The sequence below is a fragment of the Nonomuraea fuscirosea genome (assembly GCF_003001935.1).
GTDB lineage: Bacteria > Actinomycetota > Actinomycetes > Streptosporangiales > Streptosporangiaceae > Nonomuraea > Nonomuraea fuscirosea.
On sequence record NZ_PVNG01000022.1, the window covers coordinates 118,400 to 139,283 of the forward strand.

Sequence of the window (20,884 nt, forward strand, 5' to 3'; positions counted from 1 at the left end):
ACAAAGGACCCCCTCATGACCGACGCAGACCTTCGCCTGCGGGCCCAGAAAGTCGTCCCAGGCGGCATGTACGGCCACCTCAACGCGGCCCTGTTCGCCCCCGGCTTCCCCCAGTTCTTCGAACGCGGCGAAGGCTGCCGCCAATGGGACGTGGACGGCCGCGAGTACATCGACTTCATGTGCAGCTGGGGCCCGATCGTGCTCGGGCACCGGCACCCGCGCGTGGAGGAGGCCGCCGCCCGCCAGGCCGCGCTCGGCGACTGCCTCAACGGGCCCGGCCCGGTCATGGTGGAGCTGGCGGAGCTGCTGGTCGACACCGTGCCGAGCGCGGACTGGGCGATGTTCTCCAAGAACGGCACGGACGCCACCACGCAGGCGCTCATGGTCGCCAGGGCAGCGACGGGGCGCACCAAGGTGCTGATGGCGCACGGGGCCTACCACGGGGCGGACCCGTGGTGCACGCCGTCCCTGTCGGGCACGACGCCGAACGAGCGGGCCGACCTGGTGGAGTTCGCGTACAACTCGCTGGAGTCCCTGGAGGCCGCGGCGGCCACCGTCGAGGGCGACGTGGCGGCGATCATCGTCACGCCGTTCAAGCACGACTCGTTCGAGGATCAGGAGCTGGTCGAGCCCGCCTTCGCCCGGGGCGCCAGGGCGCTGGCGGACCGGCTCGGGGCGGCGCTGGTGATCGACGACGTGCGGGCCGGGTTCCGGATCGACCTGCGCGGGTCGTGGGAGCCGTACGGTGTGCGGCCGGACCTGACGGCCTGGTCGAAGGCGATGGCGAACGGCTACCCGATCGCCGCCGTCACCGGGACGGACGCGCTGCGCGGGCCCGCGCAGACGCTGTACTCGACGGGGTCGTTCTGGTTCTCGGCGGTGGCGATGGCGGCGGCCAAGGCGACCATCGAGACGCTGCGCGACGAGGACGGCATCGGGGTCATGGAACGGGCGGGCACGCAGCTGCGTGACGGGCTGTACGCGCAGGCCAAGGCGCACGGGTTCGTGGTCAACCAGACGGGGCCCGTGTCGATCCCGTGGCTCAGCTTCGACGGCGACGCCGACCTGTCGGTGGCCATGTGGTGGAGCGACGCCTGCCTGCGGCACGGGGTCTACCTGCACCCGTGGCACAACTGGTTCATGTCGGCCGCGCACACGGAGGCGGACGTGGCCAAGGCCCTGGAGGGCACCGACCAGGCGTTCGCGGAGACCCGCGCCCACTTCGGCTGAGACGCGGGGTCACCCGCCCGTCACGGCGGCCGGGGCCCAGGGAAGCTCGCCGTCACGACCGTCGCTCCGACTCCGCGGCGGCCCAGGTGAAGACGCCCTTGGCCATGGTGGACAGCTCGTTCGCCGCCCTGGTGGCGAAGACCTCCGCGCGTACGCGGTGCACGCCCGCGTCGTCGGGCGCCGCCAGGGCGGCCATCTCCGCGAGGTGGCCGGCCAGCCGCTCGTCACCCTCGGACAGGGCCTTGCGCGCCGCGTCCGCCAGCGCGGCGGGACCGCCCGCGAGCTCCGCCACGGCCTTGGCCAGGACGGCGTCGGGGGCGGGCTTGAGATGGGCGGGGTTGCCGTCGTACCAGCCGCCGTAGAGCCGCCACAGGTTGCGCACCACGAACTCCGGCTCGTCGTAGCGCGCCCGCAGATAGGGCCGCTCCGACAGGTGCGCGGGCGGCCGTACGGCATGGACGATCTCGTCCAGCCGCGCGCCCGCGTTGAGCAGGTCGAGCGTCTGTGTGACCAGCGACTCCAGCCATTCGGCGGTCTCCAGCAGCGCCTGCCGGACGCGGTCGGCGCCGAAGATCGGCGCGCCGTGACTGGGCAGCATGATCTCCGCGCCCAGCCCGGCCATCAGGCGCAGGGCGTGCACCCACTCCCGGGGATAGCGCTGCACCTTCTGCGGGTTGCCGCAGTTGGGCGTCACCCAGATGAACAGGTCGCCGGGCAGCAGCAGCTTGTGCTCGGGCACCCAGCCGATGCTGGCGTCGTCGGTCTCGCCCTTGGCGTGCACGAGGTCGAACGTCAGCCCGCCGCGCCGCACGGTCAGCCGGTCGGCGTAGGTGACGTCGGGATGGCGGTAGACGTCCGGCCAGCGCAGCTGCGGCGCCTGGAACTGGCGCTGGTTGATCACCGCGTTGTAGCCGTTGGTCAGCACGTAACGCTCGAACCGGGCGACGACCGCCTCGTGGGCGTAGACCGTGGCCCGCCGCCCCTCCTCCTCGAAGGGGCCCGTGCCGAAGACGTGGTCGATGTGCCCGTGCGAGTAGAACGCGGTGGTCAGCGGGGCGCGGGTCCAGGCGCGTACGTCCTCGTGCAGCTTCTTCGCCGAGAAGGGGCTGCTGGTGTCGAACAGCGCCAGCTCGCCCTCGGTCTCGAACGTGATGACGTTGCCGAATCCCGGCCACCAGCCCACGCCGTCGGCGACGGTGAGGACGCCCCTGCCCTGCATGCCCGGGTCGACGATGCTGTCGTCGGCCTCGCCCCGCCACACGCGGTCCGCGTACTCGGCAATCATGGATCAACTCTTATTCTAGAATCTTGTTCTGTGCAAGCCCGTCACGGCAAGGTCACGTCTCGATCGCACCCTCTTGACGCCCGCGCGGGCTCGTTCGTACGTTGCGGAGATCGTTTAGGAAACTTTCCTAATTCAGGAGCCCCCATGACCCACCCGGGTGACATCACCAGGCGTCAGCTGCTCCGCCGGATCGGCATCACCGCGCTCGCCGCCGGCCCAGGCGCCGGTCTGCTGGCCGCGTGCGCCACCGCCGGCACCGGAGGCGAGCCCTCCGCCGCCCCTTCAACCTCGCTCCCCGCCTCCGCCGACCCGAAGAACCCCTTCGGCGTGGACGCCCAGAAGCCGCTCGAAGTGGTCATCTTCAGCGGCGGGTACGGCGACGCCTACGCCAAGGACCTGCACGAGGAGCTCTACAGGAAGGCGTTCGCCGGCGTCACGGTCAAGCACACGGCCACCCAGGAGATCGGCACCCAGCTCCGCCCGCGCCTGATCGGCGGCGACGCCCCCGACGTGATCAACAACTCGGGCCCCAAGTCGATGGACCTGGCCGCGCTGGCCGCCGAGGGGCACCTGGCCGACCTGGCCTCGCTGTTCGACGCCCCTTCGGTGGACGACCCGGCCAAGAAGGTGCGCGACACGATCACCCCGGCCGTGCTGGAGAACGCCAAGGTCACCGGCAAGGACCTGGTACTCAACTACACGGTGTCGCACCGGGCCCTGTGGTACAACGCCAAGCTGTTCGCCGCGAAGGGCTGGACGCTGCCGGCGACCTGGGAGGAGTTCACCGCGCTGGGGGAGACCGCCAAGAAGGAGGGCATCCTGCTCTTCGCCTATCCGGGGCAGAAGGGGCCGTACTACCAGTTCTGGAACGTCCTCTACACCGCCGCGAAGATCGGCGGGAACCAGGTCATCATCGACATCGACAACCTGGTCGACAACGCCTGGAACGCCGAGCCGATGAAGCGGGCGGTCACCGTCTGGGCGGACATCCAGGCGAAATATGGCGACAAAGCGTACTTCGGTCTCGATCACACCCAGACCCAGATCAAGCAACTGCAGAACAAGGTCCTCTTCTACCCGGTCGGCTCCTGGATCGAGAACGAGATGGCCAAGGACAAGCCGGACGACTTCGAGTACGCCATCGCCCCCATCCCCGAGGTCACCGGCTCCGACCGGATGCCGTACGGGGCCATCCAGGTCGGCGTCGGCGAGAACTTCGTGGTCGCCGCCAAGGGCAAGAACCCGCAGGGCGGCCTCGAATACCTGCGCCTCATGCTCTCCAAGGAAGGCGCGCGCGGCTTCACCGAGAAGACCAAGAACGTCACGGTCGTGAACGGCGCGGCCGAGGGCGTCGACCTGCCCGCCGGCCTCATGAGCGCCGCCAGGGCCCAGGACAGGGCCGGTCGGAACGTCATCACCGAGGCGCGCTTCGAAGGCTGGTACAAGGAGCTCTTCGACTACGGCACCGAGCAGATCAACGTGGTCATGGCCGGCCGGATCACCCCCGAGGAGTTCTGCGCCAACCTGCAGAAGAAGGCCGACGCCGTCAAGAAGGACGACGCGGTCACCAAGCAGACCAGGAGCTCGTGACCGATGGAGCGGCTGCGCAGGTACGGGTTCGTGGCCGGCTTCCTCGCCGTGCCGCTCGTGCTCTACACCGTCTTCGTCATCAGCCCGTACGTCCAGGCGTTCCAGCTCGCGCTGACGAGCTGGAACGGATACAGCTCGATCGTCCGCTACGTCGGGCTGGACAACTTCGGGCGGCTGTTCCAGGACGAGGTCTTCTGGCGGGCCCTGCGCAACCACGGGATCCTGCTGCTGGTGCTGCCGCTCGTCACCATCCTCATCGCGCTCGTCTTCGCCTTCCTGCTCAACCTGGGCGGCGGCACCCGCGGCGCCGGGATGAAAGGGGTGTGGGGGTCGAACTTCTACCGGACGGTGTTCTTCTTCCCCCAGGTCCTGGCCGTGGCCGTGGTCGGCGTGCTGTTCCAGGCCGTCTACCGGCCCGACGAGGACGGCGTGATCAACGGCGTGCTGGCCAGGTTCGGCGTCGACCCCGTCGGCTGGCTCATCGAGCCCGACCTGGCGCTGTGGTCGATCATCGCGGTGATGGTCTGGCAGGCGGTCGGCTTCTACGTGGTGCTGTTCTCGGCGGGCATGGCCGCCATCCCCAAGGACTACTTCGAGGCCGCCGCGCTAGACGGGGCCAACCGGCTGCGGCTGTTCTTCTCGATCACGCTGCCGCTGCTGCGCGACACCGTACAGGTCGGGTGGATCTATCTCGGCATCGCCGCCTTCGACGGGTTCGCGCTCATCCAGGTGCTGGCCGGCGACAAGGGCGAGCCCGACGGCGCCACCACCATCCTGCCGATCACGATCTACAACACCGCCTTCTCCTACCAGAAGGTCGGCTACGCCTCCGCCATGGGCGTGGCGCTGTTCTTCCTCACCGTGACCTTCGCGGTGCTGACCTTGCGGACCACCAGGCGGGAGAGGGTTGAGCTGTAGATGGCTCCGCGCGAGATCGAAAGACCCCGGTTCGGCGTGCTCAACGGGCTGTCCCACGTGGCGCTGGCCGTGTGGGCGCTGCTCATCGTCGCGCCGCTGCTGTGGACGTTCCTGGCCTCGTTCAAGAGCAACGCCGAGATCTTCGGCGATCCGCTGCAACTGCCCGGAGCGCTGCGGCTGGACGCCTGGGGGCGGGCCTGGGACACGGCGCACATCGGCCGGTACATGCTCAACACCGTCATCGTCGTCCTCTTCGGCACGGCGGGGACGATGGTGTTCGGCTCGATGGCGGCGTACGTGCTGGCCCGCTACCGCTTCCCCGGCAGCAGGCTGATCTACTACTACTTCGTGGCCGGGCTGGCGTTCCCGGTGTTCCTGGCGCTCGGGCCGCTGTTCTTCGTGGTCAAGCAGGTCGGGCTGCTGAACTCGCACGTGGGGCTGGTGCTGGTGTACGTGGCGTACTCGCTGCCGTTCACCGTGTTCTTCCTCGCGGCCTTCTTCAGGACGCTGCCCGAGGCCGTCGCCGAGGCCGCCCAGATCGACGGCGCCTCGCACACGCGCACGTTCTTCCAGATCATGGTTCCCATGGCCAGGCCGGGCCTGATCAGCATCACGATCTTCAACGTGCTCGGGCAGTGGAACCAGTATCTGCTGCCGCTGGTCCTCCTGGCCGGCGACCCGGACAAATGGGTGCTCACCCAGGGCATCGCCAGGATCTCCACCCTGGCCGGCTACGAGGCGGACTGGCCCGGCCTGTTCGCCGCCCTGTCCATCACCATCCTGCCGGTCATGATCGTCTACATCATCTTCCAGCGTCAGATCCAGTCGGGGCTCGGCTCGGGGGCCCTCAAGTAACGTGGGTGCCGAGGCGACGGAACGCGGGAGACCCCATGGACGTGGACAGCAGGCTCGCCGGCCTGCCCGGCTGGCGGCGCGAAGGCGACGAGATCAGGCGCACGCTCACCGCGCCCGACTTCCCCGCCGCCATCCGCATCGTCGACGAGATCGCGGTCAAGGCCGAGGAGCTCGGCCACCACCCCGACATCGACATCCGCTGGCGCACCCTCCACCTGGCCCTGACCACGCACGACGCGGGCGGGCTCACGGAGCTCGACTTCACGCTGGCCGCGCTGATCGACGACATCGCGGCAAAACATGGCGCCTAGCCGTCCATTACCCTACGTGGCCGAGCGGTCACTGGTTAGAGTGGGTGCCCTCTCGGAGCCCTCGTGCCGGTGGGGCTCTCGTCATGGGGGGTCTCATGCGCGTGCCCGCACTCCTGCTCATCCTGCTGACGGCGGCCTGCGCCGCACCGCCCGCTCCCGTCCAGAACGCCAAGACCGCGCCTGAGCCCGGGGAGACGGTCAACCTGTCCGCCGCCGGTGAGTTCACCGGCGACGACACCGCCGCCATCGCCTACGACCGCAAGCTCGCCCCGAAGGGCAGCCAGGCGAGCGTCACCGTCGAGTCCTCCAACGGTCAGACCCGCACCTCCCTCGTCGCCGAGGGCTTGCTGCCCGACCGCCGCTACGGCGCCCACCTGCACACCAAGCCGTGCGGCAGCAAGCCCGACGACTCGGGCCCCCACTACCAGCACCACCCCGGCCAGATCGACCCGACCAGCGAGGTCTGGCTCGACTTCACCACCAACGGCGAGGGCGCCGGCCGCGCCAGCGCCCGGCACGAGTGGGCCCTCGACCCGGCCAAGGTGCCCGGCTCGCTCGTCATCCACGCCAAGGCCACCAAGCCCTCGGGCCCGCAGGCCGGCCAGGCAGGCGACCGCATCGCCTGCCTGACGCTCAAGTGACCGCTCAAATCCTGCCGTCATAGGCCGCGACCGTCAGCGTTCCCGCGCGCTGCAGATAGCCGGGAATGGGCGCCTCCAGCCGGACCCTGATCGTCAGCGTCTTCTCGCCGCGCGGCTGTCTGCCCAGGCCGAAATAGCCGGCCCCGCGGCGGGTCGGCGGGGCGGAGCACTGATGGGGGCCCTTGATCGGGCGCCCGTTCACCCACATGTCGGTGGTGAGCCGCTCGGTGAGACCGTCCCCGCAGTAGGTGACGATGGCCACGGTACGACCCCGGTTCGGCACGGTCAGCGTCACCTCGCGGGTGCCGGGCCAGGTGGCGCTGGCCTTGGTGACCAGGTGGAGATTCTCGCTGATCTTCGCCGGCGGCTCGACCGGGGGCGCGGGGGCCTTCGGCGTGGCCGGAGCCGTCCACTCGTACACGCCGAACCGCCATTGCCCTTTCGCTTCGCGCCCGGGAAAGCTCTCGACGGTGAAGGTCACCGTCCGCGTCCCGGCGGGGAAGAGCTGCATGTCGACCGCCTTGCCCCGCTCGCACGAGTTCATCAGAAAGGGCGCCGGCAACAGCTGGAAGACCTTGCTCACACCCGGCACCCGTGCGCTGACCCTCGGTGGCCACGCTTTGGGAGCCGGGCAGTCGGGCAGGATGGCCACCGGCTTGCCGGTCACCTTCACCTGGAACGTCGTCACCTTCGCCCGCGACGGATCGAGCGTGGCCGTGGCGAGCCTGCGGTAGACGGTGCCGTCGGGCTCGACGTACCGCCGTGGCAGCTTCTCGTCGACCCGCGCGGTGATCGGCTGATCGACCTCGTCCGCCCCGCCCAGGCCGGCCACCGTCCCCGCGCCGGCGACCGCCACCGCGACGGTGCCGGCCACGGCGAGGGCGAGGGCCGACAGCCGGCGCCGCCGCGCGTGCCGCTCCCCGGCCCGCAGCGCGTGCCACGGAATCGGGCGGTCGAGCGCCGGCCGGCTGCGCTCGTCCAGCAGGTCGCGCAGTTCCCTGTAGCCGGTAGGCATGGCGTTACCCCCTCCTGTCGTACGCGAACGACTCGTCCATCCGCAGCTTGGCCAGCGCCCTGCTCGCCTGGCTCTTGACCGTCCCGACGCTGCAGCCGAGCGTCGCCGCGGTCTGGGCCTCGCTCAGGTCCTCGAAGAAGCGCAACACGATCACGGCCCGCTGCCGGGCCGGCAGCCGGCCGAGCGCCTGCCAGACCAGCTCCCGATCGTCGGCCCGCCCCATGTGGTCGGCCGCCTGCGCCAGGTCGGGCGGCGACCCGCTGGTCACCTCGGCCTGTCTCCAGCGCCGCCGCCACCAGGAGACGTGCAGATGCACGATGATCTTGCGTACGTACGCCTCCCGCTCGGCCTCCAGCCGCGGCCAAACCTGCCACGCCTTCAGCAGCGCCGTCTGCACCAGGTCCTCGGCCACTCCCCAGTCACGGGCGAGCAGGTAGGCGGTGCGGAGCAGCCGGTGCCACGACGCTTCGACGAACGCGTCGTACTCCGATCGATCCGCCATACGCGGTCCTTCCTCAGGGGACAGTCACCCGTCCTACGCCCTCGGAAGCCGAGAAGGTTGCTCAGCCTACGGGAAGCCCCCTATTCGCCGTGGTAGAGGCGGTCGAGATCCACGAGCAAATAAGTGCACTCCTAAAAGGGTTGCCGGTGTGGTCAGGGCTTGGTGAGGAGGGTGAAGGCGGCGCGGGAGACGACCAGTTGGTCCAGGCCGTCCTGGTCGGTGATCGGGGCGGTGGGGTCGACGGCCATGGTGGTGACGACGTACGTCTTGCCGGTCTTCGTCCGTGCGAGGAAGCTCAGGTCCGAGAGGCCGGCCTCCGAGCCGCCCTTGAACCACACCGTCGGCCACTGCTTCTCGTCCAGGCCGAGGCCGGCGTCGTTGATCGACAGGGCCTCCCCGACACGCTTGTCGCCCTGCCGCACCAGGTGCCCGTAGGCCCGGCAGATGTCGGACGGCGAGGCGAAGTACTCGATGGTGTCCAGCTCGCGCGGCTCGGTCCAGGGCTTGATCTGCGCGAGGGGCGTCCTGGCCACGACCTGCTCCAGGTACGCCTGCCGCTTGCCGGGGCTCAGCGACAGGTACCGCTTGGCCAGGCGCGGGTAGTCGGCGCCCTTCAGCGCGAACAGGTCCCTCGTCGTCAGGAGCGGCACGTTGCCCTTCGCGCGGACACCCCACGCGCGCATGGTGCGCTCGACGGCCTTCCGGCCCACCTTGTGGATGAGCAGGTCGGTGGCGGTGTTGTCGCTGATGGAGATCATCAGCTTGGCGGCTTCGAGCACCGACACCTTGCTGCCGTCGGGGCGGTCCTGGAGCTTGCCGGTGGGCAGGCTCTTGAGCTCGTCCTTGATCGTCAACTGGGTGTCCCAGCCGAACGCGCCGCGCTCGATCCGGTCGGCGACCGTGCCGAGCACGTACAGCTTGATCATGGAACCGAGCGGGCGGGCCCGGTCGGCGGCGATGGTGTGCGCGGGCACGCAGCGGCCCTTCCCGGTCAGCTCGGCCGCCAGGAAGCCCGTCTGCGGGGAGACGGCGCGCAGCAGTTTGTCCACCTCCGCCCAGCTCTTCGGGGCCGGCTTCGCCTCGACCGGCTCGCGGAACTGCAGGCCGGTCATCAGGCCCGCGCCGTCCACGACGATGACGATCTCGAACGGGGTGCCGCCCGCCACGACCCTGGCCACCAGCTGACTGTCGTCGGAACCCACGATCCGCTCCAGCCGCATGCCCTTGACGTCGGCGAAGATCTGGTTGATCTGCGCGGGGGGCACGGCCTTGAGGAAGTCCGCGGTGAAGTGCCCGGCCAGCTCGTCGTCGGCGATCGGCGCGCGCGGGACCGCCTCGAACAGCCAGCTCAGCTGCTTGCCCGCGGGGGTGCCGGGGATCTGCGGAGCGGTGGAGGACGGTGTGGGGGAGGCCGTGGGGGCGGTGTTCGCCTGGACGGGGGCGGGTCCGCTCACGCACGCCGTCATGGTGACCGCCATGGCGGCCGTCGCGAGCAGCCGGACGGGCTTCGACCTGGTATTCATGAGGAGCTCCGTTTCGGACTTGAGGCTGAAGGATTGGGGCTCTGGGCTTGAGGGTTTCGGGGCCGTGCTCTGGCTTCGTGGTCTCGGGTTCCGGGTTGGGGGGTTCTGCTTCGTCTCTTCAGCGAACACCGGGCGGCGTGGCCGCCACCACCAAGCGGGCCGCCGTTGTCGCTGGTGGGGATGGCCGTAACGAATATGCGGATAACCTCATAGACGCGTACGCGCACGTTCGTCACGATGAGGCTTTATGAAGCGGAGGCTGATGGCCGCGCCGCTGGCGTTGCTGGCGGCCGGGAGCATCGTGATCGGCGCGCTCCTGGAGTCGGGGCTGCCCGCGCCGGCCACGCAGTGGGCGTTCGTCGCGGTCTCCCTGCTCCTGCCCGCGCTGGGCTGGCTGCTGGCGGCCAGGCGCCCCGACCTCGGCTACGGCTGGCTGCTGCTGGCCGCCGCGCTGGCCCTGGGGCTCGGCTTGCTCGGCGTGGGCCTCGGTCTCCACGGCGGCCCCTCGGCGCTGGTCACCTTCCTCTGCTCCCTGCTGGCCGTGTTCTACGGCCTGACCTTGATCTACGTGCCGCTGCTGTTCCCCGACGGGCGGCTGCCGTCGCGGCGCTGGCGGATCGTGGCGTGGATCTCGGGCCTCGCGATCGCGGCGCACGCCGTGGGCGCCATCATGGCGGGCATCACCCCGTCCACGATGGACCGGCCGCCCTCGGCGGGGACACTGGCCGCGATGCTCACGTCGGGAACCGGGCAGCTGGTCACGTGGATCATGGCGGTGATCGTGTTCTGCGGGCTGGTCCTGCGCTGGCGGCGGGCCGGCGAGGGCGAGCGCGGGCAGTACGCCCTGATGGTCGCCGGCATGGTCGCGACCGTGGTGGGTGTGGTGCTGACGTTGCTGTTCAGCTACGGCGGGGTGCAGATCGCGGCGGTCGGCATGATCGGGATCCTGACGGTGGTCGGCTCGGTGCCCGCCGCGATCGCCGTGGCGGTCGTGCGGCACCGGCTGCTCGACATCCGCGTCGGCCTGCGGGGCTCGCGCCTGCAGCTCGTGTTCGACCTGCGGCCGACGGCGGACGAGGTGCTGTCCGACCTCGGTACGGCGCTGGAGGACGCCGCCGAGCCGGTGGAGCAGGTCGGCCGGCTGGCCGCGGCGGTGCGGTCCGGGCTGGACCTGCGGTGGGCGGCCGTGACGCTGGCCGACGGCACCCGCGTGGTGGCGGGCAGGGAGAGCGGCGAGGCGGTGCTGGAGCTGCCGGTACGCGGCGGGCTCGGCCGGATCGAGTGCGGCCCCAGGGACGCGGGCCCGCTGACCCGGGTGGACCGCCGGCTGCTGGAGGCCCTGGCCGTGCCCGCCGGGCTGGCGATCCAGAGCGCCGGCCTGGTCACCCGCCTGGTCAACGCGCAGGAGGCCGAGCGCCGCCGGATCGAGCGCAACATCCACGACGGCGTCCAGCAGCAGCTCGTCGCCCTCATCGCCGGCCTCGAACTGGCCCGGGCCACCGGCGGCGGCGCCGACCTGCTGGCCGGCCTGCGCGAGCAGGCCCGCCAGACGCTCGACGACCTGCGCGAGCTCGCGGCCGGCATCCATCCCTCCTCGCTCAGCCAGGGTGGCCTGGTGGAGGCCGTGGAGGAGCGCTGCTCCCGGCTCCCCGTGCGCACGACGGTGAGCGCGCCCCCGCCGCTGCGGGCCCGGCGCTTCGCCGACGAGGTGGAGGGCGCGCTGTACTTCACGGTGAGCGAGGCCGTGGCGAACGCGCTCAAGCATGCGGGCGCGGCCAGCATCGAGGTCGGCCTGTCGCAGCCGGACGGCCGGCTGAGCGCCACGGTCGCCGACGACGGCGCGGGCTTCGACCCGCGGACGACGAGCCGCAGGGGCCTGGCCACACTGGCGGACCGGCTGGACGCGCTCGGCGGCGAACTGACGGTGGACAGCGAACCGGGGAAGGGGACACGGGTGAACGCGTGGGTGCCGATCGGTGGGTGAGATGATCCGCACGGTGGTGGCGGACGACCACTACCTCGTACGCGAGGGCACCAGGCGGCTGCTGGAGATGTCCGGCGAGGTGACGGTCGTGGGCGCGGTGGGCGACGCCGACGAGCTCATGGACGCCGTACGCAGGCTCGGCCCCGAGGTCGTGATCACCGACATCCGGATGCCGGGCGGGCAGTGGCGGCAGGGCTTCGAAGGCATCGACGCCGCCCACCGCATCCGCGCCGCGCATCCCGGCGTCGGGGTGGTGGTGCTGTCGCAGTTCGCCGACGCGCTGTTCGCGTTCGAGCTGTTCAAGCACGGCACGGAGGGGTACGCGTACCTGCTCAAGGACCGGGTGGGCGATCTGGACGAGCTGCTCGGGGCGATCAGGGCGGTGGCGTCGGGCGGCTCGGTGATCGACCCGAAGGTGGTCGAGGGGCTGCTGGCCAGGCGCGACGTACGCGGCCAGCAGGAGGCGCTGACCGGCAGGGAGCGGGACGTGCTGCGGGAGATGGCCCACGGCCGGACCAACGCGGCCATCGCCCGCGCCCTGCACCTGTCGATCTCCTCGGTGGAGAAGAACGTCAACGCCATCTTCACCAAGCTCGGCCTGGAGAACAGCGGCGACGTGCACCGGCGGGTGGCGGCGGTGCTGGCCTACCTGGGGCCGGAGCCCTCGTGACCGGCCCCAGGCAGGCGGCTCATCCGTAGCCTGGACGGCTCAGCGGTAGGCCAGGCGGCGGAGCAGGATCTCGGCCGGGCCGCGGTGGCGTACCCGCCGCATGACGTCGGCCAGCACCAGCGAGCCCAGCCAGGTCAGCGCCGCCACGCCGGTGGCGGCGGCGAGGCCGAGGTCGTCCTGCAGCCCCAGACCGTAGGGGTAGAAGACCAGGACGAACACGACGGACTGGAAGAGGTAGAAGGTCATCGACCGCTGCCCGAGAGCCTCGACCATCGTGGTGAGCCGGCCCCTGCTCCGGGAGGCCCGGATCGCGACCAGGGCGACGAGCGCCGCCATGCCGATGCCGCCCGCGTACCCGGTGAGCGGCTGCGCCATCGCGGCCGCCCACACCGCCGCGTCCGGCGCGCCGTTCCACACCCCGATCTGCAGGAGACCCGCGGGCAGTCCCCCGGCGACGGACAGAGTGGTGCTGATCACCGCGAAGCGGATGAGGAGGGAGCGGTGGCGCTCGGGCTCGTCCAGGATGCGGCGGCGCGCCGCCCACATGCCCAGGGCGATCCCCGGCACGACCGTGACGATGACCGAGAGCACGCTGAAGGGCCAGACGAGGGTCCGCTCCACGAGCAGCTCGCCGAAGCCCCTGGCGCCGGCCGCGACGCTGCCCTTGGTGTAGGTGGACACGCCCTGCGACAGCGGGAACCACAGCACGGCCCCGATCACGGCGGTGGCGGGGATCAGCGTGAGCCCGGCCGTCCACAGCAGCGCCCTGTCGCCCCGCCGCAGCAGGCCGGTCAGCAGGACGGCGCCGAACCCGTACACGGCGAGGATGTCGATCGGCACCAGCGCCACCGTGTGCGCGAACCCGATCGCCATCAGCCACCAGCCCCGCCGGCGCAGCAGCTTGCGGGCGCTCACCCAGGACTCGCCGCGGGCGAGCCGCCGGTCGAGCAACTGCACCAGCGCGTACCCGAAGAGGAAGGCGAACATCGGCCGCGCGTGGTTGCCGACGAACAGGACGTGGAAGAGGTCGGCGATCGCGTTGGCCACCGCCGGGCCGCGATCGACGGAGGTCACGAACAGCGGCGCGTGCGCGAACCCGATGGCCAGCAGCATCACGCCGCGCGCCAGATCAGGGGCGAGCGCCCGTGCGGGAGCGGGGGTGGGGACAGTGCTGGTGGTGGGGCCCGGCGGGGCGGGGGCGGGGACGGTCTCGGCGGTGGTGGTGCCTGGCGGGGCGGGAGCCCCGGGCAGTGTGGTCATCTCTCCTCCTGCGTGCTCAGCCCGCCTGCGCGGCGCTCCTGGCCGCGTCGATGTTCTTGCGCAGGGCGGTCGTGATCGGCTTGACGGGCTCGGACAGTTGCTCGATCCGCTTGCGGTGCCGGTAGGACTCGGTCCTGGTCAGCACCACCTTCATCCGGGCGGCGGCGGCCAGCGCCGCCAGGACGCGATCGTCCTGCTCCATCCGGGTGACCGGCCGGCCGCCGCGGATGGCCTGGCCGACGCGCTCGGCGAGCCTGCGCCACAGGTACGCCTTGCGCGGCGTGACCACGGTGAGCGGGAACAGCAGGAAGCGGCGCCGTTCCACGTTGATGACCCGGTCGTGCTCCAGTTCGTCGCGCACCAGCCGGACCGCCTTGCCGCTCTCCTTACGGATCCAGTGCCGCCAGGAGCGGGGCGGCGAGGTGGAGATCTGCTCCCACACGACGCCCGGCAGCCCGCCGTGGCGGGGAGCGCTGCGGGCCCGCGGCTTGCCGGACTCGTCGGTCAGGTGCCCCGCCAGCAGCAGCTCGGCCAGGGCCGCGGCGCGCAGCAGGTAACCCAGCTCGCCGCGGTTGGTCAGGCGCTCCTTGCTCAGGTCGAAGGCCAGCATGAAGGCCGCCCTGGTCAGCGGTTCAGTCTGCTTCGCCGGTGTCTCCATCCGCCTGCTCCTGTTCGTCCTGGCCCTCGTCCTGGCTCTCGTCGGGGATCTTCTTCGGCCGCCCGCGCGGGCGGATCCGCCCCACCCCCTCGGGCATCCGGCCGGCTTCGGTGAGCGCCCTGCGCAGCAGGAACTCGATCTGGGAGTTCGTACTGCGCAGCTCGTCGGACGCCCACCTGGCCAGCGCGTCGTGGACCACGGGGTCGAGCCGGAGAAGGATCTTCTTACGTTCCACGGTGATTACTGGTAGAGCGTGCCGGTGTTGACCACCGGCTGGGTGTCACGGTCGCCCACCAGCACCACGAGCAGGTTGCTCACCATGGCGGCCTTGCGTTCCTCGTCGAGCTCGACGACGTCGTGCTCGGCGAGCTTCTCCAGGGCCATCTCGACCATGCCGACCGCGCCCTCGACGATCCGCTGCCTGGCCGCCACGACCGCCCCGGCCTGCTGGCGGCGCAGCATCGCGTGGGCGATCTCGGGCGCGTACGCCAGGTGGATGATGCGGGACTCGATGACCTTCACGCCGGCGGAGGCGACCCTGATCCCGATCTCGGTGGACAGCTGGTCGTTGATCTCCTCGGCGTTGTCGCGCAGCGACAGCCTGGGCTCGCCGTGGGCGTCGTACGGGAAGCTGCCCGCGATGTGCCGCACCGCCGTCTCGGCCTGGATGGCCACGAACTCCAGGAAGTCGTCCACCTCGAAGACCGCCTGCGCGGTGTCCTCCACCTGCCAGACCACCACGGTCGCGATCTGGATGGGGTTGCCGTCGGCGTCGTTGACCTTGGTCACGTCGGTCTCGTGGTTGCGGATCCTGGTGGAGACCCGCCGGCGCTGGGTGATCGGGTTGATCCACTGGAAGCCGGGGTTGCGCAGGGTGCCGATGTAGCGGCCGAGCAGCTGCACCACCCTGGCCTCGCCCGGCGCCACCGCGGTGAGGCCGAAGTAGAGGAAGAACCCGGTGAGCCCCAGCAGGATGCCCACGACGAGCGCCCACAGCCCCAATGTCCCGCCGTCCGTGGCGAGCACGGCGATCCCGACGATGAACAGCGCGATGCCGGCCAGCTCCAGCGCCGTCGCCACGCCCGCCATCACGAACCCGTTGGCCGCGCGCAGCGGCCGCTCGCTGATCTGGGGCGCCGGCATGTCCACGACCGTGCCTTCGAGCGCGACCCCGCCCGATGTGTTCGCCATCGGCCTGTCTCCCTTCCATGGTGACTTCACCTTGCTAGCAAAGTGATATCACTTTTTGAGAGATGAGGGAAGCCCTCGGCTCGGTGGGACCTTTGTGCGGGCATGGCGGCAGCGCCGCGCACGCGCAGGGGAGCGGCGGTTCTCAGGTGGTGCGGGGTTAGGAGGCCCGCCGAGGTCAGCCGAAGACGGCGGGAGGCGGGACCGGGGCGAGGACCGGGTCGCCGTCCTTGATGGCGGCCGCGCCGGCGACGAAGTTCGTCAGCGCCTCGCCGTGGACGCAGCGCGCCTGGGTCAGCCCGCCCGCCGCCCGCCGCGTCAGCAGGTCCATCGGCAGCTCGGTACGGGAGGCGGCCACGATGAGGTTGCCGAAGCGGCGCCCGCGCAAAATGCCGGGCTCGGCCAGCAGCGCGACGTGCCGGAACGTGCCCGTGACCGTGGCCACCAGCCGCCTGGCGAAGGCGAGGCCCTTGCCGTCGGCCAGGTTGATCAGCAGGGTGCCGCCGGGGCGCAGGACGCGGGCGAGGTCGCCCATGTACTCGGCCGTGGCCAGCTCGACCGGCATCGTCGCCCCGGTGAACGCGTCGAGGACGATCAGGTCGGCCGTCTCGTCCCACACCTTGGCCGTGCCCTCGCGCCCGCCCGCGACGATGACCTTCAGCCGGGGGACCGAGCGCAGATCGAGCTGCTCGCGGACCAGGTTGACCAGCAGGCCGTCCGGCTCGATCACGATGTGCCTGGACTCGCGGCGGGTGGCGGAGACGTAGCGGGGGATCGTGCAGGCGCCGCCGCCCACGTGGACGCAGCTCAGCGGACCTTCTGGCAAAAGGTCGATCACATCCGCCATGAGTCGTACATACTCAAATTCCAGAAATGTCGGGTCTTGTAGATCTACATACGACTGAGGTACGCCATCCTTGGACAGCACCCAGCCGTCCTGCCTGTCCAGATCCCGGAGCAGCTCGATCTCGCCGAAAGTCACCGGGTACAGGCCAGGCATCGGCTCCCGCTGTCCACGTGCCACGTCTGATCCCCTCCTGGGAGAAACCGTATGCGACGACGAAGGCTGATTGTGCTCGTTATCGCCGTGGTCGCGGTAGTCGGGGCGGGGGCCTTCGCCGTCATGGCGTCGAATCGGGTCAAGGGCAGCGCCTCGGAGACGGCCTCCGCGTACTTCGCGGCCTGGCGCGAGGCGGACGCGACGGAGATGGCGCGCCTGGTCTACCGGCCTCCCGGCGACTTCGTCGTCCGGCACCGCGCGCTGAGCGACGAGTTGCACGTCGAGTCCATCGAACTCGTGCCGGGCAGGTTGAACAGCACGGGGGAGGAGAGCGCCGAGGTGCCGTTCGCGGGGGTGCGGCACCTGTCGGAGTTCGGCGCGTGGCCGTTCGACAGCGTCTTACGGCTGGCCGTACGCGACCGGTCCTGGAAGGTGCTGTGGGCGCCCGAGACCCTGCACCCGCTGCTCAAGGACGGCGGCACGCTGGAGCTGGCGGAGATCGACGCCTCGGCGGCCGAACTGGTCACCGCGGAGGGCGACAAGATCCCGAACGACAGCTACGCCGACGCCTACCTCAACCCGCTCAAGCCCGAGTTCGAGCAGGCCGTGCACGGCTGGGCGCTGGTCGCCAAGGCGCCGGGGCAGCCCAACCGGCAGCTGATGACCCGGCGGCCCGAGGCGAACGTCGAGCGCACCACCCTGTCGCGCCCGGTCCAGGCGGCGGCCGCGCGGGCGCTGGACGGCGTGGAGGACTCCACGATCATCGTCATCCGGCCCAGCACCGGCGAGATCATCGGCCTGGCCGACCGGCTGAAGGACAACTACAGCGCGGTGCGCGACGTCTTCCCGCCCGGCTCCGTCTTCAAGACGATCACCGCGGCGGCCCTGCTCAAGAGCGGGCTCGACCCGGCGGCCCAGGTCGGCTGCCCGGGCACGTACCAGATCCCCTTCCACGGCCTGTACGAGAACGACGGCGAGGTGGACCGGGGGGTCGTCACGTTCACCGACGCCTTCGCCCACTCGTGCAACACCACCTTCATCGAGCAGGCCACCACGCGGCTGACGGGGGCCGACCTGCGCGAGACGGCGGACGAGTGGGGCTTCGGCCGGCCGATCGCCACCGGCATCGGCGGGACCTGCGGCACCGTGCCGGAGACCACCGACCTCGACCTGCTCGCCGCCGACGTCATCGGCCAGGGCGAGGTCGTCGCCACTCCGCTGTGCATGGCCGCGCTCGCCGCCGCCGTCGAGAGCGGCACCTGGCGCTCGCCGCGGCTGCTGTCGAAGGAGCAGGTACGCCGCATCGACGGCGTCCCGCACGGCGACGTCGTCATGGACGGGACGGTCGTGGCCGCGCTGCGGGACATGATGACGGCCGTCGTCGACCACGGCACCGCCAGCGACTCAGGGCTGCCCGAGGGGGTCGCGGGCAAGACCGGGACCGCCGAGGTGGAGGGGGAGACCTCGCACGCCTGGTTCCTCGGCTACCGCGACGACCTGGCCTTCTGCGTCTTCATCAGGAACGGGGGCTCGGGCCGGGCCGCGGCCGTCCCGGTGGCCGCCCGCTTCCTGAAGGGCCTGTGATTCCACCGGGCCGGAAGGAGAGCGTCCGCTAACCTACGGTACCGTAGGTTTCATGACGACCATCACCGTGAAGCCCAGGCTGCGAGGCTGGTTGCACACTGGAGCGCTGCCCGTCACCCTGATCGCCGGGTTCGTGCTCGTGGCGCTCGGTCCCACCTTGCAGGCGCGCGCCGCCGCCGCCGTCTACGCCGTCACCTCGGCCCTGCTCTTCGGCATCTCCGCCACCTACCACCGCGGTGAGCTCGGCCCCCGGCTCGCGGAGTTCCTGCGCCGGGTGGACCACGCGAACATCTACCTGATCATCGCCGGGACCTACACCCCGTTCGCCCTCCTGGCGCTGGACGGCGCGCCCCGCGTCGCGGTGCTCTCGATCATCTGGAGCGGCGCCCTGGCCGGGGTGCTGTTCCGGGTGCTCTGGATGAACGCGCCGCGCTGGCTCTACACGGTGCTCTACCTGGCGCTCGGCTGGACCGCGGTCTTCGTCATGCCGCAACTGCTCGAAGGCGCGGGCCTGGCCGCCGTCGTGCTGGTGGCGATCGGTGGCGTGTTCTACTCGGCCGGAGCCGTCGTCTACGGCCTGCGCCGCCCCGATCCCTCGCCCCGCTGGTTCGGCTTCCACGAGGTCTTCCACGCCTTCACCGTCGCCGCGTACCTGGTGCAGTACATCGCGGTGTCGATCGTGGTCTACTCCCACGTCTGACCCCCAGGCGGTCATGAAAGGGCCGATCGCCGACATTTGACCCGCCGCTGGTCTGTTCGAGGGCGTCTCCCGGAAAGGCAGACCAGTATGGGGGATATCTCTCGTTCGTGGTGGCTGCTGCTCATTCGCGGCCTGGCGGCGATCGTCTTCGGCATCCTGGCGCTCAGCTGGCCCGGGCTCACGCTGCTCGTCCTGGTGGTCTTCTTCGGCGTGTACGCCATCGTCAGCGGCGCGTCCGAGCTGTTCGCCGGATTCCGCCACGGGGCACGGTCACGCGCCTGGCTGATCATCTCCGGGATCCTCGGCGTCCTGGCCGGGATCGTGGCCTTCGTCTGGCCGGGCCTCACCGCCGTCGCCCTGCTCTACATCATCGCCTTCTGGGCCGTCTTCAGCGGTGTCGCCGAGATCGTGGCGGGCGTGCAGCTGCGCAAGGTGATCGACAACGAGTGGATGTTCATCGTCGGCGGCGTCCTGTCGGTGATCTTCGGTGTCCTGCTGCTCATCTGGCCCGGCGCGGGGCTGCTCGGCCTGGCCTGGCTGATCGGCGTCTTCGCGATCCTCTACGGCATCGCGATGATCGCCCTGTCACTGCGCGTGAAGAACTTCACTTCGAGGGCAGGTATACCGTAAATTTTGTCTGGATGCCGACATTCTTCAAGAGGAATGTCAGGCACCCGATCCGCTGTGGAGGCGCCATGGACGTACACGCCCGCCTTGCCCGCCACCTTCTCGTCGACGGATACCGGCTCGTGCTCGATCTGGAGCTCAGCCACGGCTCCTGGCTCGTCGACGCCAGGAACGGCCGCCGCTACCTCGACTTCTACACCTTCTTCGCCTCGGCCCCGCTGGGCGTGAACCCGCCCTTCGACCCCGACTTCACCCACCTGCTCGGTCAGGTGGCCCGCAACAAGCCGGCCAACCCCGACATCTACACCGAGCACCTGGCCGACTTCGTCGACACCTTCGCCCGCGTGCTCGGCGACCCGGCCCTGCCGCACCTGTTCTTCGTCGAGGGCGGCGCCCTCGCGGTCGAGAACGCGCTGAAGACCGCCTTCGACTGGAAGAGCCGCCGCAACGAGGCCGCGGGCCGATCACGCGACCTGGGCACCCAGGTGCTGCACCTGACCAAGGCCTTCCACGGCCGCAGCGGCTACACGCTGAGCCTGACCAACACCGAGCCGGGCAAGACCGACCGCTTCCCCGCGTTCGGCTGGCCGCGCATCGACGTGCCCGCCATCCACTTCGGCGACGTCGAGGCCGCCGAGGAGCGGGCACTGGCCCAGGCGCGGGCGGCGTTCGAACGGCACCCGCACGACATCGCCTGCTTCATCGCCGAACCCATCCAGGGCGAGGGCGGCGACAACCACATGCGGCCCGAGTTCCTCCAGGCCATGCAGCGGCTCTGCCACGAGTACGACGCCCTGTTCATCCTGGACGAGGTGCAGACCGGCGGCGGCACGACCGGGACGCCGTGGGCGTACCAGCAACTGGGGCTTGAGCCCGACGTGGTGGCCTTCGCCAAGAAGGTCCAGGTCGGCGGGATCATGGCGGGCCGCAGGGTGGACCTGGTGCCCGACAACGTCTTCCAGCAGAGCGGGCGGATCAACTCGACGTGGGGCGGTGGCCTGGTGGACATGGTGCGCAGCCGCGGCATCCTGGAGATCATCGAGCGCGACGGCCTGATCGCCCGTGCCGCGAGCGTGGGGGAGATGCTGCTCGAACGTCTCACCAAGCTGGAGGCGGAGCGTCCGGAGGCGCTGTCCGGCGTGCGGGGGCGTGGCCTGATGTGCGCCTTCGACCTGCCCGACCAGGCCGCCCGCGACGCGCTGGTGACCCGGCTGAGGGAGGAGCACGGGGTGCTGGTGCTGCCGTGCGGGCCCAGGTCCGTCCGCCTGCGCCCGGCGCTGAACATCCCCGAGCCCGACATCGACCACGGCCTGACCGCCCTGTCCGCGGCCCTGTAGACGGGG

Annotated in this window: 21 protein-coding genes; 12 read left to right on the forward strand and 9 right to left on the reverse strand. The window is 70.7% G+C overall.

What is annotated here, in order from left to right; translation table 11 throughout:
• Positions 1-15 precede the first annotated feature (15 nt).
• Positions 16-1,230 (forward strand): aminotransferase class III-fold pyridoxal phosphate-dependent enzyme, encoded by a 1,215-nt coding sequence (locus tag B0I32_RS41335; RefSeq protein ID WP_106249013.1) that lies wholly within the window; start codon positions 16-18, stop codon positions 1,228-1,230.
• Positions 1,231-1,282: 52 nt separating this feature from the next.
• Here the strand turns inward: B0I32_RS41335 and B0I32_RS41340 are convergent, their stop codons facing one another.
• Positions 1,283-2,515: an alkyl sulfatase dimerization domain-containing protein gene (locus tag B0I32_RS41340; RefSeq protein WP_106249015.1), complete on the reverse strand. Its 1,233-nt coding sequence runs from the start codon at positions 2,513-2,515 to the stop codon at positions 1,283-1,285.
• Positions 2,516-2,659: 144 nt separating this feature from the next.
• On the opposite strand from B0I32_RS41340, the gene ngcE reads away from it, so the two are divergent.
• The 5 genes from ngcE (at position 2,660) to B0I32_RS41365 (ending at position 6,830) form a co-directional block, all read left to right on the forward strand.
• Entirely contained in the window at positions 2,660-4,105 is a 1,446-nt protein-coding gene (gene ngcE / locus B0I32_RS41345; protein ID WP_106249017.1) for an N-acetylglucosamine/diacetylchitobiose ABC transporter substrate-binding protein, read from the forward strand.
• Between the two features lie 3 nt (positions 4,106-4,108).
• Positions 4,109-5,023, forward strand: a complete 915-nt coding sequence (locus B0I32_RS41350) for a carbohydrate ABC transporter permease (protein WP_106249019.1) — start codon at positions 4,109-4,111, stop codon at positions 5,021-5,023.
• Complete coding sequence (locus B0I32_RS41355) at positions 5,024-5,878, forward strand: carbohydrate ABC transporter permease (RefSeq protein ID WP_106249021.1); 855 nt, start codon at positions 5,024-5,026, stop codon at positions 5,876-5,878.
• 35 nt (positions 5,879-5,913) lie between these two features.
• Positions 5,914-6,189, forward strand: coding sequence for a 4a-hydroxytetrahydrobiopterin dehydratase (locus B0I32_RS41360; RefSeq protein ID WP_106249022.1), 276 nt, complete (start codon positions 5,914-5,916; stop codon positions 6,187-6,189).
• Positions 6,190-6,284: 95 nt separating this feature from the next.
• Complete coding sequence (locus B0I32_RS41365) at positions 6,285-6,830, forward strand: superoxide dismutase family protein (protein ID WP_181308356.1); 546 nt, start codon at positions 6,285-6,287, stop codon at positions 6,828-6,830.
• A 4-nt stretch (positions 6,831-6,834) separates the two neighbouring features.
• Here the strand turns inward: B0I32_RS41365 and B0I32_RS41370 are convergent, their stop codons facing one another.
• From B0I32_RS41370 to B0I32_RS41380, 3 genes are all read right to left on the reverse strand, one after another.
• Positions 6,835-7,845 (reverse strand): hypothetical protein, encoded by a 1,011-nt coding sequence (locus B0I32_RS41370; RefSeq protein ID WP_106249026.1) that lies wholly within the window; start codon positions 7,843-7,845, stop codon positions 6,835-6,837.
• 4 nt (positions 7,846-7,849) lie between these two features.
• On the reverse strand, positions 7,850-8,347 hold the full coding sequence (locus B0I32_RS41375) for a SigE family RNA polymerase sigma factor (RefSeq protein WP_106249028.1): 498 nt from the start codon (positions 8,345-8,347) through the stop codon (positions 7,850-7,852).
• 152 nt (positions 8,348-8,499) lie between these two features.
• Positions 8,500-9,870 (reverse strand): serine hydrolase, encoded by a 1,371-nt coding sequence (locus B0I32_RS41380; RefSeq protein WP_106249030.1) that lies wholly within the window; start codon positions 9,868-9,870, stop codon positions 8,500-8,502.
• 247 nt (positions 9,871-10,117) lie between these two features.
• Here B0I32_RS41380 and B0I32_RS41385 point away from each other — a divergent pair, with 247 nt between their 5' ends.
• On the forward strand, positions 10,118-11,854 hold the full coding sequence (locus B0I32_RS41385; protein WP_106249032.1) for a sensor histidine kinase: 1,737 nt from the start codon (positions 10,118-10,120) through the stop codon (positions 11,852-11,854).
• A 1-nt stretch (position 11,855) separates the two neighbouring features.
• Positions 11,856-12,524 carry a response regulator transcription factor gene (locus B0I32_RS41390; protein WP_106249033.1) on the forward strand — a complete coding sequence of 223 codons (669 nt, stop codon included), beginning with the start codon at positions 11,856-11,858 and terminating at the stop codon, positions 12,522-12,524.
• A 39-nt stretch (positions 12,525-12,563) separates the two neighbouring features.
• Here the strand turns inward: B0I32_RS41390 and B0I32_RS41395 are convergent, their stop codons facing one another.
• The 5 genes from B0I32_RS41395 to B0I32_RS41415 all read right to left on the reverse strand — a co-directional run bounded on the left by B0I32_RS41395 (position 12,564) and on the right by B0I32_RS41415 (position 16,630).
• Positions 12,564-13,784 (reverse strand): DUF418 domain-containing protein, encoded by a 1,221-nt coding sequence (locus B0I32_RS41395; protein WP_106249035.1) that lies wholly within the window; start codon positions 13,782-13,784, stop codon positions 12,564-12,566.
• Between the two features lie 16 nt (positions 13,785-13,800).
• Positions 13,801-14,442 carry a GPP34 family phosphoprotein gene (locus tag B0I32_RS41400; protein WP_106249036.1) on the reverse strand — a complete coding sequence of 214 codons (642 nt, stop codon included), beginning with the start codon at positions 14,440-14,442 and terminating at the stop codon, positions 13,801-13,803.
• The gene (locus B0I32_RS41405) at positions 14,417-14,683 is read right to left on the reverse strand and encodes a type II toxin-antitoxin system antitoxin (RefSeq protein WP_106249038.1); all 267 of its coding nucleotides are present in this window, start codon (positions 14,681-14,683) and stop codon (positions 14,417-14,419) included. Before B0I32_RS41405 ends, B0I32_RS41400 begins: the two co-directional genes overlap by 26 nt.
• Positions 14,683-15,633 (reverse strand): SPFH domain-containing protein, encoded by a 951-nt coding sequence (locus B0I32_RS41410; protein ID WP_106249040.1) that lies wholly within the window; start codon positions 15,631-15,633, stop codon positions 14,683-14,685. The genes B0I32_RS41405 and B0I32_RS41410 overlap by 1 nt, the downstream gene beginning before the upstream one ends.
• 175 nt (positions 15,634-15,808) lie before the next feature.
• On the reverse strand, positions 15,809-16,630 hold the full coding sequence (locus tag B0I32_RS41415; RefSeq protein ID WP_181308378.1) for a spermidine synthase: 822 nt from the start codon (positions 16,628-16,630) through the stop codon (positions 15,809-15,811).
• Between the two features lie 72 nt (positions 16,631-16,702).
• On the opposite strand from B0I32_RS41415, the gene B0I32_RS41420 reads away from it, so the two are divergent.
• The 4 genes from B0I32_RS41420 (at position 16,703) to lat (ending at position 20,878) form a co-directional block, all read left to right on the forward strand.
• Positions 16,703-18,214: a penicillin-binding transpeptidase domain-containing protein gene (locus B0I32_RS41420; RefSeq protein WP_181308358.1), complete on the forward strand. Its 1,512-nt coding sequence runs from the start codon at positions 16,703-16,705 to the stop codon at positions 18,212-18,214.
• A gap of 52 nt (positions 18,215-18,266) precedes the next feature.
• Positions 18,267-18,914 carry a PAQR family membrane homeostasis protein TrhA gene (gene trhA, locus B0I32_RS41425; RefSeq protein ID WP_106249043.1) on the forward strand — a complete coding sequence of 216 codons (648 nt, stop codon included), beginning with the start codon at positions 18,267-18,269 and terminating at the stop codon, positions 18,912-18,914.
• A gap of 87 nt (positions 18,915-19,001) precedes the next feature.
• On the forward strand, positions 19,002-19,544 hold the full coding sequence (locus B0I32_RS41430) for an HdeD family acid-resistance protein (protein WP_106249045.1): 543 nt from the start codon (positions 19,002-19,004) through the stop codon (positions 19,542-19,544).
• 65 nt (positions 19,545-19,609) lie between these two features.
• Positions 19,610-20,878: an L-lysine 6-transaminase gene (gene lat, locus B0I32_RS41435; RefSeq protein ID WP_106249046.1), complete on the forward strand. Its 1,269-nt coding sequence runs from the start codon at positions 19,610-19,612 to the stop codon at positions 20,876-20,878.
• The last annotated feature ends 6 nt before the right edge of the window (positions 20,879-20,884 follow it).